Below are 17,386 nucleotides of genomic sequence, written 5' to 3'. Positions count from 1 at the left end.
CGCCTCCTCATCTGGAGCTCGGCCCTTGATTGGGTCGGCAAAATGGATGCTCCCCCCGCACCGGCGATTTGGCAAGCCGGAAAACGTCGCTGCAGTGCATCCTTGCGGATAGAGGCATCCGTTGCCGTCATTGCCGGCGACAAACGCCAGGCGTTTGCGCGAGCAATAACGGCAAGAAATAACAGAAGGACAGGCTCCGTTACCTTCCGGGCCGAAGTTCCAGGCTTTCCAGCCCGGCGGCGACATTGAGGCCGACCTGGCCCTGCACGCTGAGCGGCTGCAGCGCGATCGAATTGTTGGAGCCACCCACCAGCACGTTGCCGCCGACCCCGACGCCAACCGACGCGCTACCCTGCGCACCGGCGTAATTGCCGGAGAGATCGCCGATCCCGAGCCGGGCGACCGGCGCGTAGACGCCCCAGGCCAGCGCCGATTCCTGGGTGATGCCGATATCGACGCCGACCTTGCGGATGGTCGCTACATAGCGATCCTCCGGCATGCCATCGACGCGCAGCACGCAGCCAAGATTGGTCACCGATCCGACGATGAACCCGATGCTGGCGCCGCCGCGGCATTCGAGGATGCCGACCTGGACGCGATCCATCGGCTGCTGCGCGTTGGCACCGGCGAAAGATGCAACCAGCGTCGTGATGACGGACCCGGCAAGGATGAATGAGCGGCGCATGAAAAAATCTCCGGCTGATGAGTGTGATGCGAGCTGAGAAAATCAGAAAAGCGCCGTGCCCAGGGCGCTTGGCTTCTCTATGGCACAACAAAGGCGCGCATGCCAGATTTGCCGCACCGCCAACCCGGCACAAAAAAGGCCCGCTGGCGCGGGCCTCTTTCATTAAAGTTGTTGGCTTTTTCAGCCGTGATGGTGGTGCCGGTAATGCCGGTGCCCGAACCGGACCGGGGCCAGTTCGATATCCGCGATGCCGGCCGCGACATTCAGCCCGGTCTGGCCTTGCACGCTGATGGGCTGGAGCGCGTAGGAATTCTGCGGACCGCCGACCAGAAAGTTACCGCCGAAACCGACCCCGACCGACGCATTGGCGCCGACGCCGCCGTAATTGCCCGCGAGTTCGCCGCGTTCAAGCCGGTGGGTCGGTGCGTTCACCGCCCAGGAGAACCTGGTCTGATCGGTAAAGCCGAGATCAACGCCGTAGCGGTGGACGGTTGCGATGTAGGGTTCGGGACGACGGCCTTCGCTCTGGAACACGCATTCAAGGCTGGTCACCGAGCCGACCACGAAGCCGACATTCTGACCGCCCTCGCATTGCAGGATACCGGCACGTACCGGCGGCAGCGCATTGGCGCTCGCAAACGACGCAACCAGCGAGACGATGGCGATGCCGAAGGTAGAGAATTTCATGAGTTTGATCTCCGCATGAGGAATTGAGTTTGCGGGGGCGACAGGAAGGAAGCGCCGTGTCCAAAACAAGGCGCTTCCAAAATACCGCCGTCAAAACATCAAGAATTCAAAGCCGAAGTGATTTGACTATCTCAAATTGCCACAAAATCGCTGAATGCGTTTGCAGGCATCCTCGAGATCGGAGGTCTTGGTCGCATAGGAGATGCGGAACGCCGGGCCCAGTCCGAACGCCGAACCCTGCACCACCGCGACGCCTTCGGTTTCCAGCAGCTCGGTGACGAAGTCCTCGTCATTGGCGAGCACCTTGCCCGACGGCGAGGTCTTGCCGATGGTGCCGGCGCAGGACGGGTAGACATAGAACGCGCCCTGCGGCCGCGGACAATCGATGCCCTTGGCTTGATTGAGCATCGACACCACGAGATCGCGGCGCTCCTTGAACATCTTGTTGTTCACCGGGATGAAATCCTGCGGGCCGTTGAGGGCCTCGACGGCCGCCCATTGCGAGATCGACGACGGATTGGAGGTCGACTGCGACTGGATCGTCGCCATCGCCTTGATCAGTTCGACGGGACCGCCGGCATAACCGATACGCCAGCCGGTCATGCAATAGGCTTTCGACACGCCGTTCACGGTCAGCGTGCGGTCGTACAGTTTCGGCTCGATCTGCGCCGGCGTGGTGAATACGAAATCGTCATAGACCAGATGCTCGTACATATCGTCGGTCATGACCCAGACATCGGGATGCTTCACCAGCACGTCGGTGATCGCCTTCAACTCGGCACGGGTATAGGCGGCGCCGGTCGGGTTCGACGGCGAGCACAGGATGATCCACTTGGTCTTCGCGGTGATCGCCTTTTCGAGCGCGTCCGGCTGCAGCTTGAAGCCGTGCTCCGCCGTGCACACCACCGGCACCGGCTCGCCGCCGGCGAGCGCCACCATTTCCGGATAGCTGACCCAATAGGGCGCGGGAATGATGACCTCGTCGCCCGGATTGATGGTGGCCATCAGGGCGTTGTAGAGCACCTGCTTGCCGCCGGTTCCGACGATGATCTGGTTCGGCTTGTAGGTGAGGCCGTTCTCGCGCAGAAACTTGGCTGCGATCGCCTGCTTCAGCTCGGGAATGCCGTCGACCGCGGTGTACTTGGTCTTGCCGGCCTCGATCGCGTGAATCGCCGCGAGCTTGATGTTGGCGGGCGTGTCGAAATCCGGTTCGCCGGCGCCAAGGCCGATGACATTGCGGCCCGCCGCTTTGAGCTCGCGTGCCTTATCCGTGACCGCGATGGTCGCGGACGGCTTCACACGGTCGAGCGCAGCGGACAGGAACGGCATCATCATCTCCTAGCAAATGTCGTCAAAAGCAAACGTCGTGCACATGGCTGGTGTCGCCACACCGATCCACGACGCTCCATTATGGGATCGGCGCACCCTAAGGCGCGCGACGCGGCATCGCAAGAAGCTTGATCCGATTTGATCGCTTTTGATTCCCTTGCACCCGAACTTTAGGGACCGTTAAGGGGCGCGATTTACCGTCAGCGCAACATTCATAAAGTTCCGCGGCGAAATGGCTTATTTCTGGCAATACCCGCTTTGGGACAAGCTGCGATCCGGCGAGTGGCTGACCGGCGCGCGCGCGCGCGGTTACAGCCTGATCCTGCTCGGCATCTGCGTCGTCGCCACGGTCGGCTGGATCGCGGTATCGGACGGCCTGATCGACCGCAACGGCAAGCCGATCGGCACCGATTTTTCCAACGTCTACGCCGCCGGCGCGCTGACCTGGCAGGGCCGGGCCGCCGATGCCTATCAGCCGGCGCTCCAGAATGCCGCCGTGAGGGCCATTTTCGATGGCCGCGACCTGCCGATTTATGGCTGGCATTATCCGCCGCTCTACTTTGCGGTCGCCGTTCTGTTCGCCGCCGTGCCCTATGTCTGGGGGCTTTCGATCTGGGTAGTGGCGGGCCTTGCGGCCTATCTGGCGACGATTCGCGCGATCCTGCCCCGTCCGGAAACGCTGTTGCTCGCGGCCGCCTTTCCAGCGGTTTTCCTCAATATCGGTTACGGCCAGAATGGATTTCTCACCACCGCACTGCTCGGCGGTGCGCTGCTTTGGCTCGATCGCCGGCCCTGGCTCGCCGGCGTGCTGATCGGATGCCTGGCCTATAAACCGCAATTCGGCGTGTTGATTCCGATCGCACTGTTGGCCGGCGGACGATGGCGCAGCATCGGCGCCGCCGCGGCCACCGTTGCGGCGCTGGTCGCCATCAGCTTTGTCACACTTGGCGCCGGCGTCTGGCAGGCCTTTGCGGATTCCATGACGTACACCCAGGCGGTTGCGCTCGAGCAGGGCGGCGCCGGCTGGGAGAAGATTCCATCGGCCTTCTCGGCGATGCGGATGTGGGGCGCCGACGCTCATCTGGCCTATGTCGTGCAGCTGGCGCTGGCGCTGACGCTCGCCGCTACTCTCGCATGGCTGTGGCAGAGCGATGCCGCATTCGAACTCAAGGCCTCGGCGCTGGCGAGCGGCAGCCTGCTCGCGACGCCTTACGTTCTCGACTACGACCTCGCGGTGCTCGCGGTCGCGATTGCATTTTTTGTCCGCCACGGAATGGTCAGGGGTTTCCGCAGTTTCGAGATCAGCCTGCTGGCCGCGGTGTGGATTGTTCCGCTGCTGTCGGAAGCCATTGCCAACGTCACCGGCATACCGCTGGGACTCATGGCGATGCTGGCGATTTACGTTTTCACCCTGCGGCGCGCGGTGCTCGACCGCGAATGCGTCAGCCTGGCTGCCGGTCGCCACGGAATCGCGCAAGCGTGATCTGAATTGTTAAAACGTGCTGGCATGATTTTCTGCGCGGTTGCAGTGCGGCAGAGGTTTTCGACCTTTTCCATATTCCGCCTCTTGCGACGCAGGCGCATCGGCATCATTGTTTAGCCGCGTTGCGGAGCGACAAGGCGATTACACGCCGGCGCACGCGCGCGTCTCGCCTCTCGAACGAAATCTCTCGAACGAAATCCGAAATGTACAAGCTCTATTCAATGCAGCGCTCCGGCAACAGCTACAAGGTCCGCCTTGCGCTGGCGCTGCTGGGCGCGCCCTACCGCGCGATCGAGATCGACATTCTGCGCGGCGAGAGCCGCACGCCGGACTTTCTCGCCAGGAACCCCAGCGGGCAGGTACCGCTGCTCGAAGTCGCGGAGGGACGCTACCTCGCCGAGTCCAACGCCATTCTCTGGTATGTCGCCGGCGGCACCTCGCTCGCGCCTGAAACGCGGATCGAACGCGCCGAGGCGCTGCAGTGGATGTTCTTCGAACAGCACGCGCTGGAGCCGAATCTCGGCGCCGCCTATTTCTGGCTGGCGCTGGTCAAGGGTGGCCGCGACCTGCAAACCCACGCGCTGGAAGACTGGATGGAGCGCGGCTATGCGGCGTTGCAGGTGATGGAAAATCATCTCAAGACCCATGAATATTTCGCCGCCGGCCAGCTCACGGTCGCCGACATCGCCCTCTACGGCTATACCCATGTCGCCGACCGCTGCGACTACGACCTCGCCACCTTCCCGGCGATCCGCGCCTGGTTGCGGCGGATCGAACAGACGCCGGGCTTCGTATCGATGGACTGGCGCCGCGACGCCGACGTCGATCAACCAGCCGGTATCGCCGCCGAGGCTTAAACAGCCGAAATAGCGGGCATAACCGCTGAAATCGCCGTCATTTCGCCATTTTCGAAGGCCGAGCCGCCCCAATATTGCCGGCGATCCCTGCGACATCTGACGCGCAGTTGCGGGTGATTCGCCCGCGCATTGAAGGATCCCGGCCATGATACGGTCGCCGGGCGCGGCAGGCTTTAATGGCCGCTCCGCGCCAGTCGCCTCGTCCCGACTGATCGATGCCGTCGCAGCCTCGCTTGCGATCGGCTCGCTGTCGCTGTGCCTGATCGTGGCCCTCACCGTGCTCTCGATCAAGGTCAGCATGGCGATGCCGCTTCCGGCATAGCGCTACAATCAAGACCAATCGCCATTTTGCACGGCAACGCCCGACGATCAGGTTTGCGATCGGACAATGATGAAGTCACCTGTTGTACTTGTTACCGCGGCCCTGACGTTGGCGATCCTGCTGGCGGTGTCATTCCTGATCGCGACGGGAACGCGCGGCGAGAACGCGCTTGCCCGCGATCCGGCAACCGTGCTGACATCGCCGGGCGCGAAGTAACGGCGAGCTTCCTGAACCAGCCCATCTCGTCATCCCCCGCGAAAGCGGGGGAACCAGTATTCGCTATTGCCAGCGATCAAACCGAGAAGCCGCGGCGTACTGGATACCCGCATTCGCGGGTATGACGACCGAGAGGGCAAATGCAGCGCGTCTCGCGCACGAAGCGTCTCACGACCATTTGTGGAAAATGAAAAACGCGCCTAGCGCGATCAACGCAAATCCCAATCCGTGATTCCATCCCAGCGGCTCCTTCAGATACAAGACCGAGAAGCCGGCGAACACGATCAGGGTGATCACTTCCTGCATGGTCTTGAGCTGGGCTGCGCTGTATACCGCGCTGCCCCAGCGATTGGCAGGCACCGCCAGCCAGTATTCGAAGAACGCGATGCCCCAGCTCACCAGAACCGCCAGCGGCAGCCAGCTTTCTTTGAATTTCAGATGGCCGTACCAGGCGAATGTCATGAAGACGTTGGAAGCAAACAGCATCAGGATCGGCAGGACCGACGGCGAAACGGCTGGCATGGATATCCTTTTCGAAATCTCGACATCGACAAAATCCAAGCGCTAACACTTGGGCTGGAACCCGGTTCCATCCGACATCGATATCATTCGATCCAAAAGATCGGCAAAAGATCGGCAACCCGCACCGGTTCAGTCAACCGTTTTTTAAGGCTGGGGCAAGATAGCCCGCCGCTGGCGCAACCAACGGTCAGACTGGCGGCCTTATTCTCGTGAGGAAACGAGAACGGCCCATGCAGTTCGACTGGCGCGCAATCTCCGGCCCCGCTTTGACGGCAATGACGGCATTGATCGCCACCCTTGTCGACCGTTACGTTGTTGCGGTGCCTAATCCCGCACCGCTGCTGATTTGCATCGTCGCATTCGCGGCCTCGCTCAGCGGTCTCGCCTCGGGCATGGTCAGCGCCGCCATCGCGGTCGCCTGCTCCGCGCTGTTTTTCCTCAACCATCGCGCCGCGCCCGGCTACGACATGGCGGATCTGGTTCGGCTGGCGATGCTGGCGATCACCGCGATCGGCACCGCCGGGATCACCGGCCTGCTGCGCCAACGACTGATGGATGCGTTCGCCCTGGAACGCCGGCACCATGCGACCGCGGAACGTCTGTCGGCGGCACTGGATCAGGTCGACATTGGAATCGTCCTGCTCGATTCCGACACCCGCGCCGAATTCATCAACCGCGCTTTCCGCGATTATTTTTCGCTTTCCGACCAAAAGGCCGACAGCAAGCCACCGTTCATCGCGCTGATGTATCATGGCCGCGACACCGGCGCCTATCAATTGCCGGAGGAGGAGTTGAGCGCCTTCATCGCGCAGCGAGCCGAGATGATGCGTGTGGGCGATTCCACTCCGATCGATATCAACCTCGCCAATGGAAAGGTGCTGCGCTTCATTTGCACGGCGTTGCCCGATGGCGGACGCATGCTGAGCTACACGCCGGTAACCGATCTCGTTCGCCATACCGACGACCCCGGCGACACCTCCTACTATCAATCGTTGCGCGGCGGCGGCGATCGCAGCCTGGTGCGGCATTTGCGCGCCGCGGAATAGCCCGCGCCAACGCCCACGAGAGGCGCAGAAACCGGCCTGTGGATAAGTCCGGATGTCATTGGCGCGTAACAATGCAAGCCTAGCTTTCAATCGCGTCTGATCAGGCCCCCCGTCACAGATCATGCGCCCCAAGCGGTCCCCGTCAGTCGCCGCGTCTGACCGGGGCCGCATTTTTTTGTCGCATTGCCGAAGCGTCGAGCTTCATCGCCGCATGCGATGGATTCTGCTCCGGGTCGCCGCTGCCTGATCCGCCCGCCAGGCTCGCACCTTGCGCCGCCGGGACCCGCGGGCCAGAGTGCGCCCCATCTCCAACGCTCCCGTCTCACAGGATTGATCCATGCAAATTCGCAACCTCGGCGGCTCCGGCCTTCGTGTTTCCGCCGTCGGCCTTGGCTGCAACAATTTCGGCCAGCGCTGCGACCTCGAAACCTCGCGCAAGGTGATCCATCGGGCGATCGATCTCGGCATCACGCTGTTCGATACCGCCGACATCTATGCGGGGATGGGCGGCTCCGAGACCGTGCTGGGGCAGGTGCTCGGCGACAAGCGCAAGGACATCGTGCTGGCGACGAAATACTCCAAGCCGATGAGTACCGACGGCACCAGACAGGGCGCATCGCGGCGCTACATCATGTCCGCCGTCGAAGCCAGCCTGACGCGGCTGAAGACCGACTACATCGATCTCTACCAGCAGCATGATTACGATCCGCTGACGCCGATCGACGAAACCTTGCGGGCACTGGACGACCTGATCCGGCAGGGCAAGGTGCGCTACATCGGCAATTCCAATTTTCCGGCGTGGCGGATCGCGGAAGCCGAACTGACCGCGCGCCAGATCAATGTCAGCCGGTTCGTGTCGTGCCAGGACGAATACAGCCTGGTGGTGCGCGAGATCGAAAAAGACCTGCTGCCGGCCGCGCAGGAATACAGGCTCGGCCTGCTGCCGTTCTTCCCGCTCGCCAGCGGCCTGTTGACCGGCAAATACAAGCGCGGCACTGCTGCGCCCGAGGACACCCGCTTTGGCAAGTCGCCCGCATTGCGCGACCGTTACGTCACGCCGCGCAACGAGGACATTGTCGAGAAGCTGCAGGCCTTCACCCAGCAGCGCGGCCACACCATGCTCGAGCTGGCGTTCTCATGGCTGGCGTCGCGCCCGCAAGTCTCCAGCGTGATCGCCGGCGCCACCCGCGTCGAGCAGGTCGAGCAGAACGTCAAGGCGATCGACTGGACGCTGAGCGCGGAGGAGATCGCGGAGATCGACGCGATTACGAAGGGGTAGCGGATCGGCCAATTGCACATCGTCGTCCCGGCCTGGTGCGCAATTGCGCATCAGGCGCCGGGACCCATACTCCGCGGCCTCTCATTGAGGCGCCGTAGCAGACATCTTCGAAAACGACGGAGGCCGGTGGTTATGGGTCCCGGCGTTCGCCGGGACGACGCAACTGTTAAGCCTCGCGCAAGAACCCCTACCCCACCAAACCCTGTATCCCCTTCACCGGCGCGCTGTCGGGGAACACCGCCTGCGCCAGCATGCGCTCGGCGAGGCCGAGATGATCGCGCAGCACACCCTTGAGGACCGCGCGCAGGTCGGTGGTCGGCGCCAGATCGCGGCCCTCATAGAGACTGGCGGGCTTCAGCCCCGGCCAGTCGGAAATCACCCTTCCACCCTTCACCGCGCCACCGGCGAGCAACGCGATGGTGCCGGTGCCATGATCAGTGCCTTCGGTGCCGTTGATCCGCGCGGTGCGGCCGAATTCGGTCGCGACCACGACGACCGTGTCGCGCCAGCGCGCGCCGAGCCCGCTTTCAAATTCCGCCAGCGCGCCGTCGAGGCCCGACAGCAACTGCGCCAGACGGCCGACCGGGCCGCCTTCCTTGGCGTGGGTATCCCAGCCATCGAAGGCGAGCGCGGCGATCCGCGGGCCGTCATCGGCCGACATCAGTTTGGCGGCGCCGCGTGCTACCAGCCGCATCGCGCCCGCATTGTTGGTGCCCGGCTTGGGCTTCATGTCATCGCCCTGCGCCGACTTTTCGAGTTGCAACCCTTGCGACAGCGCCGACGCCAGCGCGGGATCGCGATGGGTGTAGAGATCGATGAGACGCGCGGCGGTATCGTCGTCGGCCTGCGGCAGATTGGCCGGGGTCCAGCCGACGGTCGGCGCGGCGCCGCGCAGCACCAGCGGCGTGGTCGCGCCGATCGCGAGCCCGCTCATCACGCGCTCGCCTTTGGGCAGAGCCTCCAGCGCGCGATTGAGCCAGCCGGATTGCACCCGGCCCGGACCAGCGAAGCCGCTTTCGAGCACGTCTTGTCCGTCGAAATGCGAACGGTCGCGATAGGGCGTCGATACCGCATGGATGACCGCGGCGTGTTTCTCCCGATACATCCGCGCGAATTCCGGCATCGCGGGATGCAGCGCGAAAAAGGAATCCAGCATCGCGGCCGCGTGCGGGCCGTCGGAGGTCAGCGCGATCGAACCGTGCAGGCCGGCATAATCGGGATCGCCGACCGGGGCCACGGTGGCGAGCCCATCCAGCGCGCCGCGCAGAATGATGACGACCAGGCGCGGATCGCGGCCGTCGGCGGCGCGGGCGAATTTCGGCAAATAGGCCCAGGCCGCGAACGACGCGCCGCCGAGCAACAGCGCGCGCCGCGAAATTACCGGTGATGTCAGGCTTTCACAGCAATCCATGATCGTTTCCATTGCTGTCATCTCCTCTGGAATTCCGGCGACATCAACAGCAGCGCCAGCGCCTGCTGCCGGGATTCGGCGCGCTCGATGGTACGCCGCGTCTCCGGCGACGCCGCGTCGGCGGCGGCCAGTTCCAGCAGATCGCGCGGGTCGATCGCGTCGCCGAGGCGAGAGGCCATTTGCGCCGAGATGTCGAGGCGCAGCTTCATTCCCTCGGGCGCGGCCCAGGCCGCGTTGGTATCGGGAAATCCGTTCGGCCCGGCCGGCGTCCACAACGGCTGGCCCAGCAGATTGAGACCGCCGAGATAGCGGCCGGGATCATCCGGAATTTGTGACAGCAGCCGTCCGCTCGCCACCAGGAATTCGTAAGGGCTGCGCATCTTGGTTGGCGGCGCCCGCCAGGCCTCGTCGGAATCCACCAATGCCGCGGCCAGCGCCTTGAGGTCGCCGTCGGACTTGCGGAACACCTCCTGTAGCCGCGCCACCAGGGCCGGTGGCGGATCGTCGGCCACGAAGTGACGCACCAATTTGGTGGCGATGAATTTCGCGGTGGAGGGATGGCGCGCAATATCCTCCAGCGCCGCTTCACCCTGCCCGACGCCGTTGTTCTCATAGGTCTTGCCGAGCAGAAGCTGCGCGCCCGGCTGGTGCGCATTGGCGTTGAACACGAAACTGCCGGGCGTGCCGAGTTCTCCCTGCCGTCCGGCGAAAGTCCAGCCGGTGATGACGCGCGCCAGCGAGGTCACGTCGTTCTGGGTGTAGCCGCCGCCGACGCCGAGCGTATGCAGCTCCATGATCTCGCGCGCCAGATTTTCGTTCAGGCCCCGTTTGCGGTTTTGCCCGGCGCGGGAGTCCGGGCCGAGCGATTGCTGATTGTCGAGAAAGAACAGCATCGCCGGATGCTGCTCGACCGCCTTGAGCATGTCGCCGAAGCGTCCAAGCACATGCGGGCGGATCGCCTCGCGCTCGAACGAGCCGGCCCAGATCCGCGCCAACTCGCCCTTGTTGGCGGAGATGCAGAAATGGTTGGACCAGAACACCACCAGCCGCTCGACGAATCCGGAATCGGAGATCATCGCGCGCTGCAGCCGCGCCAGCGCTTCCGCCCGGAAGGTTTTCTGGATGATGTTGAGCGGCTGCGGCGGCTTCGCCGTATTGGGCTGCGTCGCCGCGTTGGGTTGCATCGCCTCGGTGGATTGCATCGCGGCGTTGGCGCCGGCCTTGTCCGGCGTCGCCATGCCAGATTCTTTTATGTCAGGTTCCTTTATGTCAGGTGCTTTTCCCGACATCTCCATCGCGACGCTGTTGAGTGAAAGGTTTCGCCGCAGCGCCTTTACATTCGCCTTAACATTGTCCTTGGCGTTCTCCTTGGCATCCGCCGCCTCGGACGGCGCCGCGCCGGATTTCGCGGCGACCTCGCGCGCGAGCTTGATCTCGGCCTGATACGCAAACACCGCCGCGGCCAAAGCCGGCGTCGACAGCAGTCCGGGCAGTTCGAGCAGAACGCCGTTGGGCCGGCTCAGTCCGGCCTTGACGAAACCGCGCGGATCGGAGGCCGCGTTGACGAAATCGCCCGACGCGCCGCCGCGCGCGCCAAACCCGAAGCGATTGAGCGCGACCAGAGCGGCTTGCGAATCGCGGGCCATCGGATTTGACTTTCTTCAGATCGTCCTGCGCCTATAGTGATCGCTGATCATAGCGCCGTGCGGGATGAACCCGACATGAAAAACATGGCCAGGATTCGGTTGGCTTCGTGACAAATTGGTTAGAAATGCCGGCCTCGCGCCGCCTCGCCTGTTCCCGCTGCGGAACCGAATTCAGCTGCGGCATGCCGGGGCCGTGCTGGTGCGCCGAGGAACCCGCCCGGCTGCCGATGCCAGTCAGCGGCGAGGACTGCCTGTGCCGCGATTGCCTGCGCCAGGCGGCGGAAAAAATTGCAAGTGATCCGGCGGCTACGTCGTAACCGACGCAGCCGTTATTTGTCTGTTCAGATGCGCGGATGGCATCCGTGGCGCGGTATCGTGATGGACGACGAGCATGATCTCCGCGCAAACGCCTCTGGCGTTTGTCGCGAGGGAAAACCGGTTCCCACTTTTCCGGATCATGCTCTAGTTCGGATGAAACCGGTCGCGCTGCCGCTCGGCCGGCGCCCGCGGATCGGTCGCGGGTTTAACGGTCGCCTTGATTTCTTCCTGCGTGACCTTGCAGTCGCCATTCCTGTCGAACCGCAGAATGAACAGGCTCGGCTTGTCGACGAACTCGTTGCGCGTGATCTTGCCGTCCTGGTTTTCGTCGAAGTAACCGAACTCGGCCTCTGCCAATGCCGGGTCGGCTTTCCTGATGGCTTCGAACTCGGCAGGGCTGAGGCTGCCGTCGTGGTTGCGATCGGCCGACTTGAATAGCCCGTCCATAAAACTCTTCCATTCCGCGCAGGTGTAGACGCCGTCGTGATTGGCGTCCCAGAGCGGCGGCCCGTTGTCGAGCATGGGGTCTGGCCGCGGAGCAGGCTGGGCCACGACGAGGGAGCTGCCTGTCAGCAGCAGCCCGATGGCGATGCCCAGTCCAAAAACGGATTTCCTGTACGACACATCTCTCTCCTGTCTTGGCAGCCGACGGCCGCTGACGATCGCGGAGGCGTAAGTTGTACCGACACAGCCGACATAGTCCTCCATGCGTTTGAGATTATACGCTGCTGCAACGCGTTGAAACCCTTTCCACGCCGTGACGCGCGAGCCTTCCAGAACGCAAAAAGTTATTTTTTATTTATCTTGGTGATTGCCGAGCCGGGCCAATACCTTAAGCGCGCGATGCGGCCGCGACGCTAGACTTCATATCCCGGCGATTTGCGCGCCATGCCGTCGAAGGCATCGAGCAATTTCTCGCGCCATGCATAGACCGGATCGCTCTCGGCCAGCAGTTTGAACGGGCTGACGACGCGCGCCCACTGGAAGCCGCCGAACACGATGTAGTCGGCATAGTTCGGCGCGTCGCCGCCGAGAAAGTTCTGGGTTCGCAACGTCAGCCGCAGCGGATCGAGCGCCCGGCGAAAGCCCTCGACGGCGGTATCACGGGCGGCCACGACCTGCTCCAGCGGCTTGCCGAAACGCGCCTCGCGGCTAGAGCGGAAATAGGCCGCGTCGACCGGCTTCAGATGCGCCGGGATATCGGCGACGATCAGCGGACCGAGGCCGCCCACCACCGCGACATCGCCCCACCAATTGATCATCCGGCCCATGGCGCGGCCACCCTCGCCGCCAAACAGCGACGGCCGCTCCGGATAGCGATCTTCGAGATAGTTGGCGATCGCCCAGGAATCGGCCACTGACGTCTCGCCATCGATCAGCACCGGCACCTTCTCGGAATGGTGCGGGGCGATCGCCTGCTTTTCGGTAAAGCACCACGGGATCGATTCCGCGCCGAGCCCCTTATGCGCCAGCGCCATCCGCGTCCGCCAGCAATACGGGCTGAACGGACGCGCTTGGTCGGTGCCGACCAGCTCGAAGAGTTTTAATGGCATGGATCAAACCCTCCCCACGAGAGACGTACTGCATATGGGCTGTCATGCCCCGCGCATGCGGGGCATCCAGTACGCCGTGAAGGTCGCGTGAATCACCGCCGCCGGCGTTTACTGGATCATCCGCTTTCGCGGATGATGACACCAGTGCACTTACTTCACCACCGCCGCGGTCTGTCCGAACAGCAGCTTGCGCTCTTCCTCGGTGCGGATCGCGGGTTGGCCGAAATTCGGATTGACGTCCTTGGCGAGCGCGTAGGCGCGCAGCGTGGCCGGCCGTGCGCCGATGGTCTCGAGCCAGCGCTTGAGATGCGGAAAGTCGTCGATGTTCTGGCCCTGGTTCTTGTACGGCACGATCCAGGGATAGCTCGCCATGTCCGCGATCGAATAATCGCCGGCGATGAATTCGCGATCGGCAAGCCGCTTGTTGAGCACGCCATAGAGCCGGTTGGTCTCGTTCACATAGCGGTCGATGGCGTATTTGATTTTTTCCTGGGCGTAGTTGCTGAAGTGATGGTTCTGTCCCGCCATCGGCCCGAGCCCGCCCATCTGCCAGAACGTCCATTGCAGGGCGTCGTAGCGGCCGTAGAGATCGGCGGGCAGGAATTGTCCGGTCTTCTCGGCGAGATAGAGCAGCATCGCGCCGGATTCGAAGATCGAGATCGGCTTGCCGCCGCCTTTTGGCTCGTGATCGACCATCGCGGGAATGCGGTTGTTCGGCGCGATCGCCAGGAACTCCGGCTTGAACTGATCGCCCTTGCCGATGTTGACCGGGAAAATCTTGTATTTCAGCCCGGTCTCTTCGAGAAACATCGTGACCTTGTGGCCGTTCGGCGTGGTCCAGTAATACAGATCGATCATGGGGGCGTTCCCTGGCACGAATGGGTGTGAAGGTTTGGCATCGCCAAATGGATGCGGATGCATGAATGTCGGCATCCCGCCCCGATGAGTCAATGGCATCGGCCGTCAATACTGGAATGTGATGGCAGCCGAAACCACGCCGGCATCACGCGGCCGGCGCGGCGCGATCAGTTCATGCGGCCATGCGCGCGCAGCAGTGTTTCGCCATCGTCGGTGACGACCACGATCACCCCGAAGCCGGCGATGGCTTCGCGCGCGACATAGCCGCCATCGACCGCGTCCTCCCAGATCGTCAGCCGCGGGCACGAGGTACGCCAGGTCGCGATCACCTCGGAATAAAGCCGCGGCTCGCGGGCGATCCATTCGATGAAATCAAGCAGCAGCGGATCCGCCGTGTCGGCCATCGGGTGCGCCTTCATGTCCTGCTTTCCTGCGTTGCTTCTCTGCCCGGCTTGGACCGTCCTCACAAACTGAGTTATCTTGCCCTGGCATCAGTTTTCCTGAGGGTGAGATGCGACGGCTATTGTTTCTCAACGGCATCAGGGCGTTCGAGGCCGCGGCGCGAAGCGGAAGCTTCGCCGGTGCCGGAGCCGAGCTCAACGTGTCGGCCGCCGCGGTGAGCCGGATGGTGCACCTTTTGGAACAACGGCTCGGCGTCGCTTTGTTCGAGCGCAGGTCCAACCGGCTGGCGATGACCTCGGCCGGCCGCGCCTATCAGAGCGGGCTGACGCCGATCTTCGACGCGCTGGCCAGCCTGACCGCGCAGGTCACCGCACCCAGCAGTGTGCGGGTGCTGACCATCGGCGTCGGCCCGACCTTTGCGATGCGATGGCTGATCCCGCGGCTGGCGGATTTTCAGCGCGAGCAGCCCGACATCGATGTGCGGATCACCACCGGGGGTGCTGCGGCGCCGTTCGGCGACGACTGGAACTGCGGCATCAAGCTCGGCGACGGCGCGTGGCCGGATCTGGTCGCCGAACCCCTGTTCGCCGCCGATCTGCTGCCGGTGTGCGCGCCGCGGCTGGCCGCGCAGTTGAAACGTCCCGGCGATCTCAGGGGACCGAGCCTGCTGCGCGTCGCGCATGCGGCCGATGACTGGCCGCTGTGGCTGAAAGCATCCGGCGTCGCCCGGGTGAGCGCGCGCGGACCGGAGTTTCAATATTACGGCCAGGCGCAGCAGGCCGCCGCCGACGGGTTGGGGGTCGCGATGGGCATCCGGCCCTATGTCGACGACGATCTCGCCGCCGGACGGCTGGTCGCGCCGTTTGCGCTGAGCGTGCCGAAGGGCATGCGCTGGTATCTGGTCTATCGCGATTTTCGCACCGAACAACGCGATTTTGCCGCGTTCCGGCGCTGGATCATCCGCGCCGCGGCCGGGAAGGTTCGGTTCAGGGGTGAAAATACCCGGGAGATGTGAACCAGTTCACAATCGTTTTTGCGGCCGCATGGTTTTGTTCGGGTCCCGAAATCACCGAGGCTCGCGACATGAACTATGATGGCTTTCAAATCAAGACTTTCGAGGCCGGAAGAGGCCTCTGGCACGCCAGGATCAGGCGGGCAGATTTGAAACCCGTCATCATCGATGGTGTTTCATTTCCCGAGATCGAGGTCGGTTTCGCCTGGTCGAATCCCGATGCGGCGATCACGGATGCCAAGACCCGCATCGACTATCTCAATCAACGCTGTGCGAATGTTGAACAGATACGGGAGAGTGCCCATGCTTGAATCCCACACCCGGCCGGCCACCAATGTGCGGTCCAACTGTCCGGAATGCGATGCCGGCCTCAAGGTGCTGAGCATCATCTCGGGGCGGGCGGGATCCGAATACTGGACCATGCGATGCACCAAGTGCGGCGGCATTCATCTGGATATCGTCAAGGACGCGTCGCCCTCGCCCTCCCCGTCTCCCGCGGCGTAGGCTCGGGATTGCGTTGCGGCTGAAGGCTCAGCCCGCAAAAGCCCGCGCGATCGCGGACTGCGCCTCCTGCTGGATTTGCCGCAGATGGGCTTCGCTGCGGAAACTCTCCGCATAGATCTTGTAGACATCCTCGGTGCCGGACGGCCGCGCCGCGAACCAGCCGCTGTCGGCCGAAACTTTTATGCCGCCGAACGGCTGACCGTTGCCGGGCGCCGCCGTCAGCGTCGCCAGAACCGGCTCGCCGGCCAGCTCCTTCATCGCGAGCTTTTCGGCGGTGAGGCCTTTCAGCAAATTCTTCTGCGCCGGGGTCGCGGCTGCGTCGATCCGTTCGTAATACGGCACGCCCAGTTCATCGGTCAATTCCGTGAACAACTGGCTCGGGTCGTGCCCGGTTCGCGCCGTCATCTCGGCGGCCAACAATCCCAGAATGAGACCGTCCTTGTCGGTGGTCCACACCGATCCATCCTTGCGCAGGAACGAGGCACCGGCACTTTCCTCGCCGGCGAAGCCGAACGATCCGCCGATCAGGCCATCGACGAACCATTTGAATCCCACGGGGGTCTCGACCAGCCGGCGGCCAAGCTTGTTGGCGACCCGGTCGATGATCGCGCTGGAGACGATGGTCTTGCCGACCGCGCTGTTTTTGTCCCATTGCGGACGGTGCTCGAACAGATAGGCAATCGCCGCGGCCAGATAGTGGTTGGGATTCATCAGGCCGTTGGAGCGGGTCACGATGCCATGACGGTCGGCATCGGTGTCGTTGGCAAAGGCGACGTCGAATTGGTCGCGCATCCCGATCAGCCGCGCCATCGCATAGGGCGACGAGCAGTCCATGCGGATCTTGCCATCCCAGTCGACGGTCATGAAGCGGAACGTCGGATCGACCGCATCGCTGACAATGGTCGCGTTGAGGCCATAGCGCTCGATGATCGGCTGCCAGTAGCGCACGCCGGCTCCCCCTAAGGGATCGATGCCGATCTTGACGCCTGCGCTGCGGATCGCGTCCATGTCGACCACATCAGCGAGGTCGGCGACATAGGGCCCGATGAAGTCATAACGATGCACGCAGGCCGATTGGCGCGCGCGGTCATAGGGCATGCGCCTGATGCCGCGCAACCCGTCTTCAAGATAGCGGTTGGCGGCGCGCTCGACCCCGGCGGTGATGTCGGTATCGGCCGGACCGCCATTGGGCGGATTATATTTGAACCCGCCATCCTCAGGCGGATTGTGCGACGGTGTGATCACGACGCCATCGG

Annotated in this window: 21 protein-coding genes; 10 read left to right on the top strand and 11 right to left on the bottom strand. The window is 63.4% G+C overall.

What is annotated here, in order from left to right:
- Nucleotides 1-199: 199 nt before the first annotated feature.
- The 3 genes from ABR948_RS15615 to ABR948_RS15605 all read right to left on the bottom strand — a co-directional run bounded on the left by ABR948_RS15615 (nucleotide 200) and on the right by ABR948_RS15605 (nucleotide 2,701).
- Complete coding sequence (locus ABR948_RS15615) at nucleotides 200-685, bottom strand: DUF992 domain-containing protein (protein ID WP_428119388.1); 486 nt, start codon at nucleotides 683-685, stop codon at nucleotides 200-202.
- A 180-nt stretch (nucleotides 686-865) separates the two neighbouring features.
- On the bottom strand, nucleotides 866-1,372 hold the full coding sequence (locus ABR948_RS15610) for a DUF992 domain-containing protein (RefSeq protein ID WP_428119386.1): 507 nt from the start codon (nucleotides 1,370-1,372) through the stop codon (nucleotides 866-868).
- A 126-nt stretch (nucleotides 1,373-1,498) separates the two neighbouring features.
- Entirely contained in the window at nucleotides 1,499-2,701 is a 1,203-nt protein-coding gene (locus ABR948_RS15605) for a pyridoxal phosphate-dependent aminotransferase (protein ID WP_428119384.1), read from the bottom strand.
- A 232-nt stretch (nucleotides 2,702-2,933) separates the two neighbouring features.
- Here ABR948_RS15605 and ABR948_RS15600 point away from each other — a divergent pair, with 232 nt between their 5' ends.
- From ABR948_RS15600 to ABR948_RS15585, 4 genes are all read left to right on the top strand, one after another.
- On the top strand, nucleotides 2,934-4,184 hold the full coding sequence (locus ABR948_RS15600) for a glycosyltransferase family 87 protein (RefSeq protein WP_428119382.1): 1,251 nt from the start codon (nucleotides 2,934-2,936) through the stop codon (nucleotides 4,182-4,184).
- Between the two features lie 203 nt (nucleotides 4,185-4,387).
- Nucleotides 4,388-5,041, top strand: a complete 654-nt coding sequence (locus ABR948_RS15595; protein WP_428119380.1) for a glutathione S-transferase family protein — start codon at nucleotides 4,388-4,390, stop codon at nucleotides 5,039-5,041.
- A 145-nt stretch (nucleotides 5,042-5,186) separates the two neighbouring features.
- The gene (locus ABR948_RS15590; RefSeq protein WP_428119378.1) at nucleotides 5,187-5,363 is read left to right on the top strand and encodes a hypothetical protein; all 177 of its coding nucleotides are present in this window, start codon (nucleotides 5,187-5,189) and stop codon (nucleotides 5,361-5,363) included.
- A 69-nt stretch (nucleotides 5,364-5,432) separates the two neighbouring features.
- Entirely contained in the window at nucleotides 5,433-5,579 is a 147-nt protein-coding gene (locus ABR948_RS15585) for a hypothetical protein (RefSeq protein WP_428119376.1), read from the top strand.
- A gap of 168 nt (nucleotides 5,580-5,747) precedes the next feature.
- On the opposite strand, the gene ABR948_RS15580 is transcribed toward ABR948_RS15585, so the two are convergent.
- Nucleotides 5,748-6,101, bottom strand: coding sequence for a DMT family protein (locus tag ABR948_RS15580; RefSeq protein WP_428119374.1), 354 nt, complete (start codon nucleotides 6,099-6,101; stop codon nucleotides 5,748-5,750).
- 230 nt (nucleotides 6,102-6,331) lie between these two features.
- Here ABR948_RS15580 and ABR948_RS15575 point away from each other — a divergent pair, with 230 nt between their 5' ends.
- Together ABR948_RS15575 and ABR948_RS15570 are read left to right on the top strand one after the other, a co-directional pair.
- Nucleotides 6,332-7,147: a PAS-domain containing protein gene (locus tag ABR948_RS15575; protein WP_428119372.1), complete on the top strand. Its 816-nt coding sequence runs from the start codon at nucleotides 6,332-6,334 to the stop codon at nucleotides 7,145-7,147.
- A 337-nt stretch (nucleotides 7,148-7,484) separates the two neighbouring features.
- Nucleotides 7,485-8,426, top strand: a complete 942-nt coding sequence (locus ABR948_RS15570; protein ID WP_428119370.1) for an aldo/keto reductase — start codon at nucleotides 7,485-7,487, stop codon at nucleotides 8,424-8,426.
- A gap of 187 nt (nucleotides 8,427-8,613) precedes the next feature.
- Here ABR948_RS15570 and ABR948_RS15565 read toward each other — a convergent pair whose 3' ends face one another.
- Together ABR948_RS15565 and ABR948_RS15560 are read right to left on the bottom strand one after the other, a co-directional pair.
- The gene (locus ABR948_RS15565) at nucleotides 8,614-9,849 is read right to left on the bottom strand and encodes a DUF1501 domain-containing protein (protein ID WP_428119368.1); all 1,236 of its coding nucleotides are present in this window, start codon (nucleotides 9,847-9,849) and stop codon (nucleotides 8,614-8,616) included.
- 5 nt (nucleotides 9,850-9,854) lie between these two features.
- Entirely contained in the window at nucleotides 9,855-11,483 is a 1,629-nt protein-coding gene (locus ABR948_RS15560) for a DUF1800 domain-containing protein (protein ID WP_428119366.1), read from the bottom strand.
- 125 nt (nucleotides 11,484-11,608) lie between these two features.
- Here ABR948_RS15560 and ABR948_RS15555 point away from each other — a divergent pair, with 125 nt between their 5' ends.
- Nucleotides 11,609-11,800 (top strand): cysteine-rich CWC family protein, encoded by a 192-nt coding sequence (locus ABR948_RS15555; RefSeq protein WP_428119426.1) that lies wholly within the window; start codon nucleotides 11,609-11,611, stop codon nucleotides 11,798-11,800.
- A 145-nt stretch (nucleotides 11,801-11,945) separates the two neighbouring features.
- Here the strand turns inward: ABR948_RS15555 and ABR948_RS15550 are convergent, their stop codons facing one another.
- The 4 genes from ABR948_RS15550 to ABR948_RS15535 form a co-directional block, all read right to left on the bottom strand.
- Nucleotides 11,946-12,509 (bottom strand): EF-hand domain-containing protein, encoded by a 564-nt coding sequence (locus tag ABR948_RS15550; protein WP_428119364.1) that lies wholly within the window; start codon nucleotides 12,507-12,509, stop codon nucleotides 11,946-11,948.
- A 149-nt stretch (nucleotides 12,510-12,658) separates the two neighbouring features.
- On the bottom strand, nucleotides 12,659-13,354 hold the full coding sequence (locus ABR948_RS15545) for a glutathione S-transferase family protein (RefSeq protein WP_428119362.1): 696 nt from the start codon (nucleotides 13,352-13,354) through the stop codon (nucleotides 12,659-12,661).
- 150 nt (nucleotides 13,355-13,504) lie between these two features.
- Nucleotides 13,505-14,212 carry a glutathione S-transferase N-terminal domain-containing protein gene (locus ABR948_RS15540; protein WP_428119360.1) on the bottom strand — a complete coding sequence of 236 codons (708 nt, stop codon included), beginning with the start codon at nucleotides 14,210-14,212 and terminating at the stop codon, nucleotides 13,505-13,507.
- Nucleotides 14,213-14,379: 167 nt separating this feature from the next.
- A complete protein-coding gene (locus tag ABR948_RS15535) occupies nucleotides 14,380-14,616 on the bottom strand; it encodes a hypothetical protein (RefSeq protein ID WP_428119424.1) in 237 nt (78 codons plus the stop codon).
- Nucleotides 14,617-14,723: 107 nt separating this feature from the next.
- Between ABR948_RS15535 and ABR948_RS15530 the strand changes: the two genes are divergently transcribed.
- The 3 genes from ABR948_RS15530 to ABR948_RS15520 all read left to right on the top strand — a co-directional run bounded on the left by ABR948_RS15530 (nucleotide 14,724) and on the right by ABR948_RS15520 (nucleotide 16,130).
- Nucleotides 14,724-15,629 carry a LysR substrate-binding domain-containing protein gene (locus ABR948_RS15530; RefSeq protein WP_428119358.1) on the top strand — a complete coding sequence of 302 codons (906 nt, stop codon included), beginning with the start codon at nucleotides 14,724-14,726 and terminating at the stop codon, nucleotides 15,627-15,629.
- Nucleotides 15,630-15,697: 68 nt separating this feature from the next.
- Nucleotides 15,698-15,937, top strand: a complete 240-nt coding sequence (locus ABR948_RS15525; RefSeq protein ID WP_428119356.1) for a hypothetical protein — start codon at nucleotides 15,698-15,700, stop codon at nucleotides 15,935-15,937.
- The gene (locus ABR948_RS15520; RefSeq protein ID WP_428119354.1) at nucleotides 15,930-16,130 is read left to right on the top strand and encodes a hypothetical protein; all 201 of its coding nucleotides are present in this window, start codon (nucleotides 15,930-15,932) and stop codon (nucleotides 16,128-16,130) included. The genes ABR948_RS15525 and ABR948_RS15520 overlap by 8 nt, the downstream gene beginning before the upstream one ends.
- A 27-nt stretch (nucleotides 16,131-16,157) precedes the next feature.
- Here ABR948_RS15520 and ABR948_RS15515 read toward each other — a convergent pair.
- A partial coding sequence (locus ABR948_RS15515) for a phosphohexomutase domain-containing protein (protein WP_428119352.1) occupies nucleotides 16,158-17,386 on the bottom strand: 1,229 nt, incomplete at its 5' end.

Origin of the sequence: Bradyrhizobium sp., from assembly GCF_050014615.1 — a bacterium.
Lineage (GTDB): Bacteria > Pseudomonadota > Alphaproteobacteria > Rhizobiales > Xanthobacteraceae > Bradyrhizobium.
The sequence above is the reverse complement of the archived record's forward strand: the minus strand, read 5'-3'. Positions and strand labels throughout refer to the sequence as shown.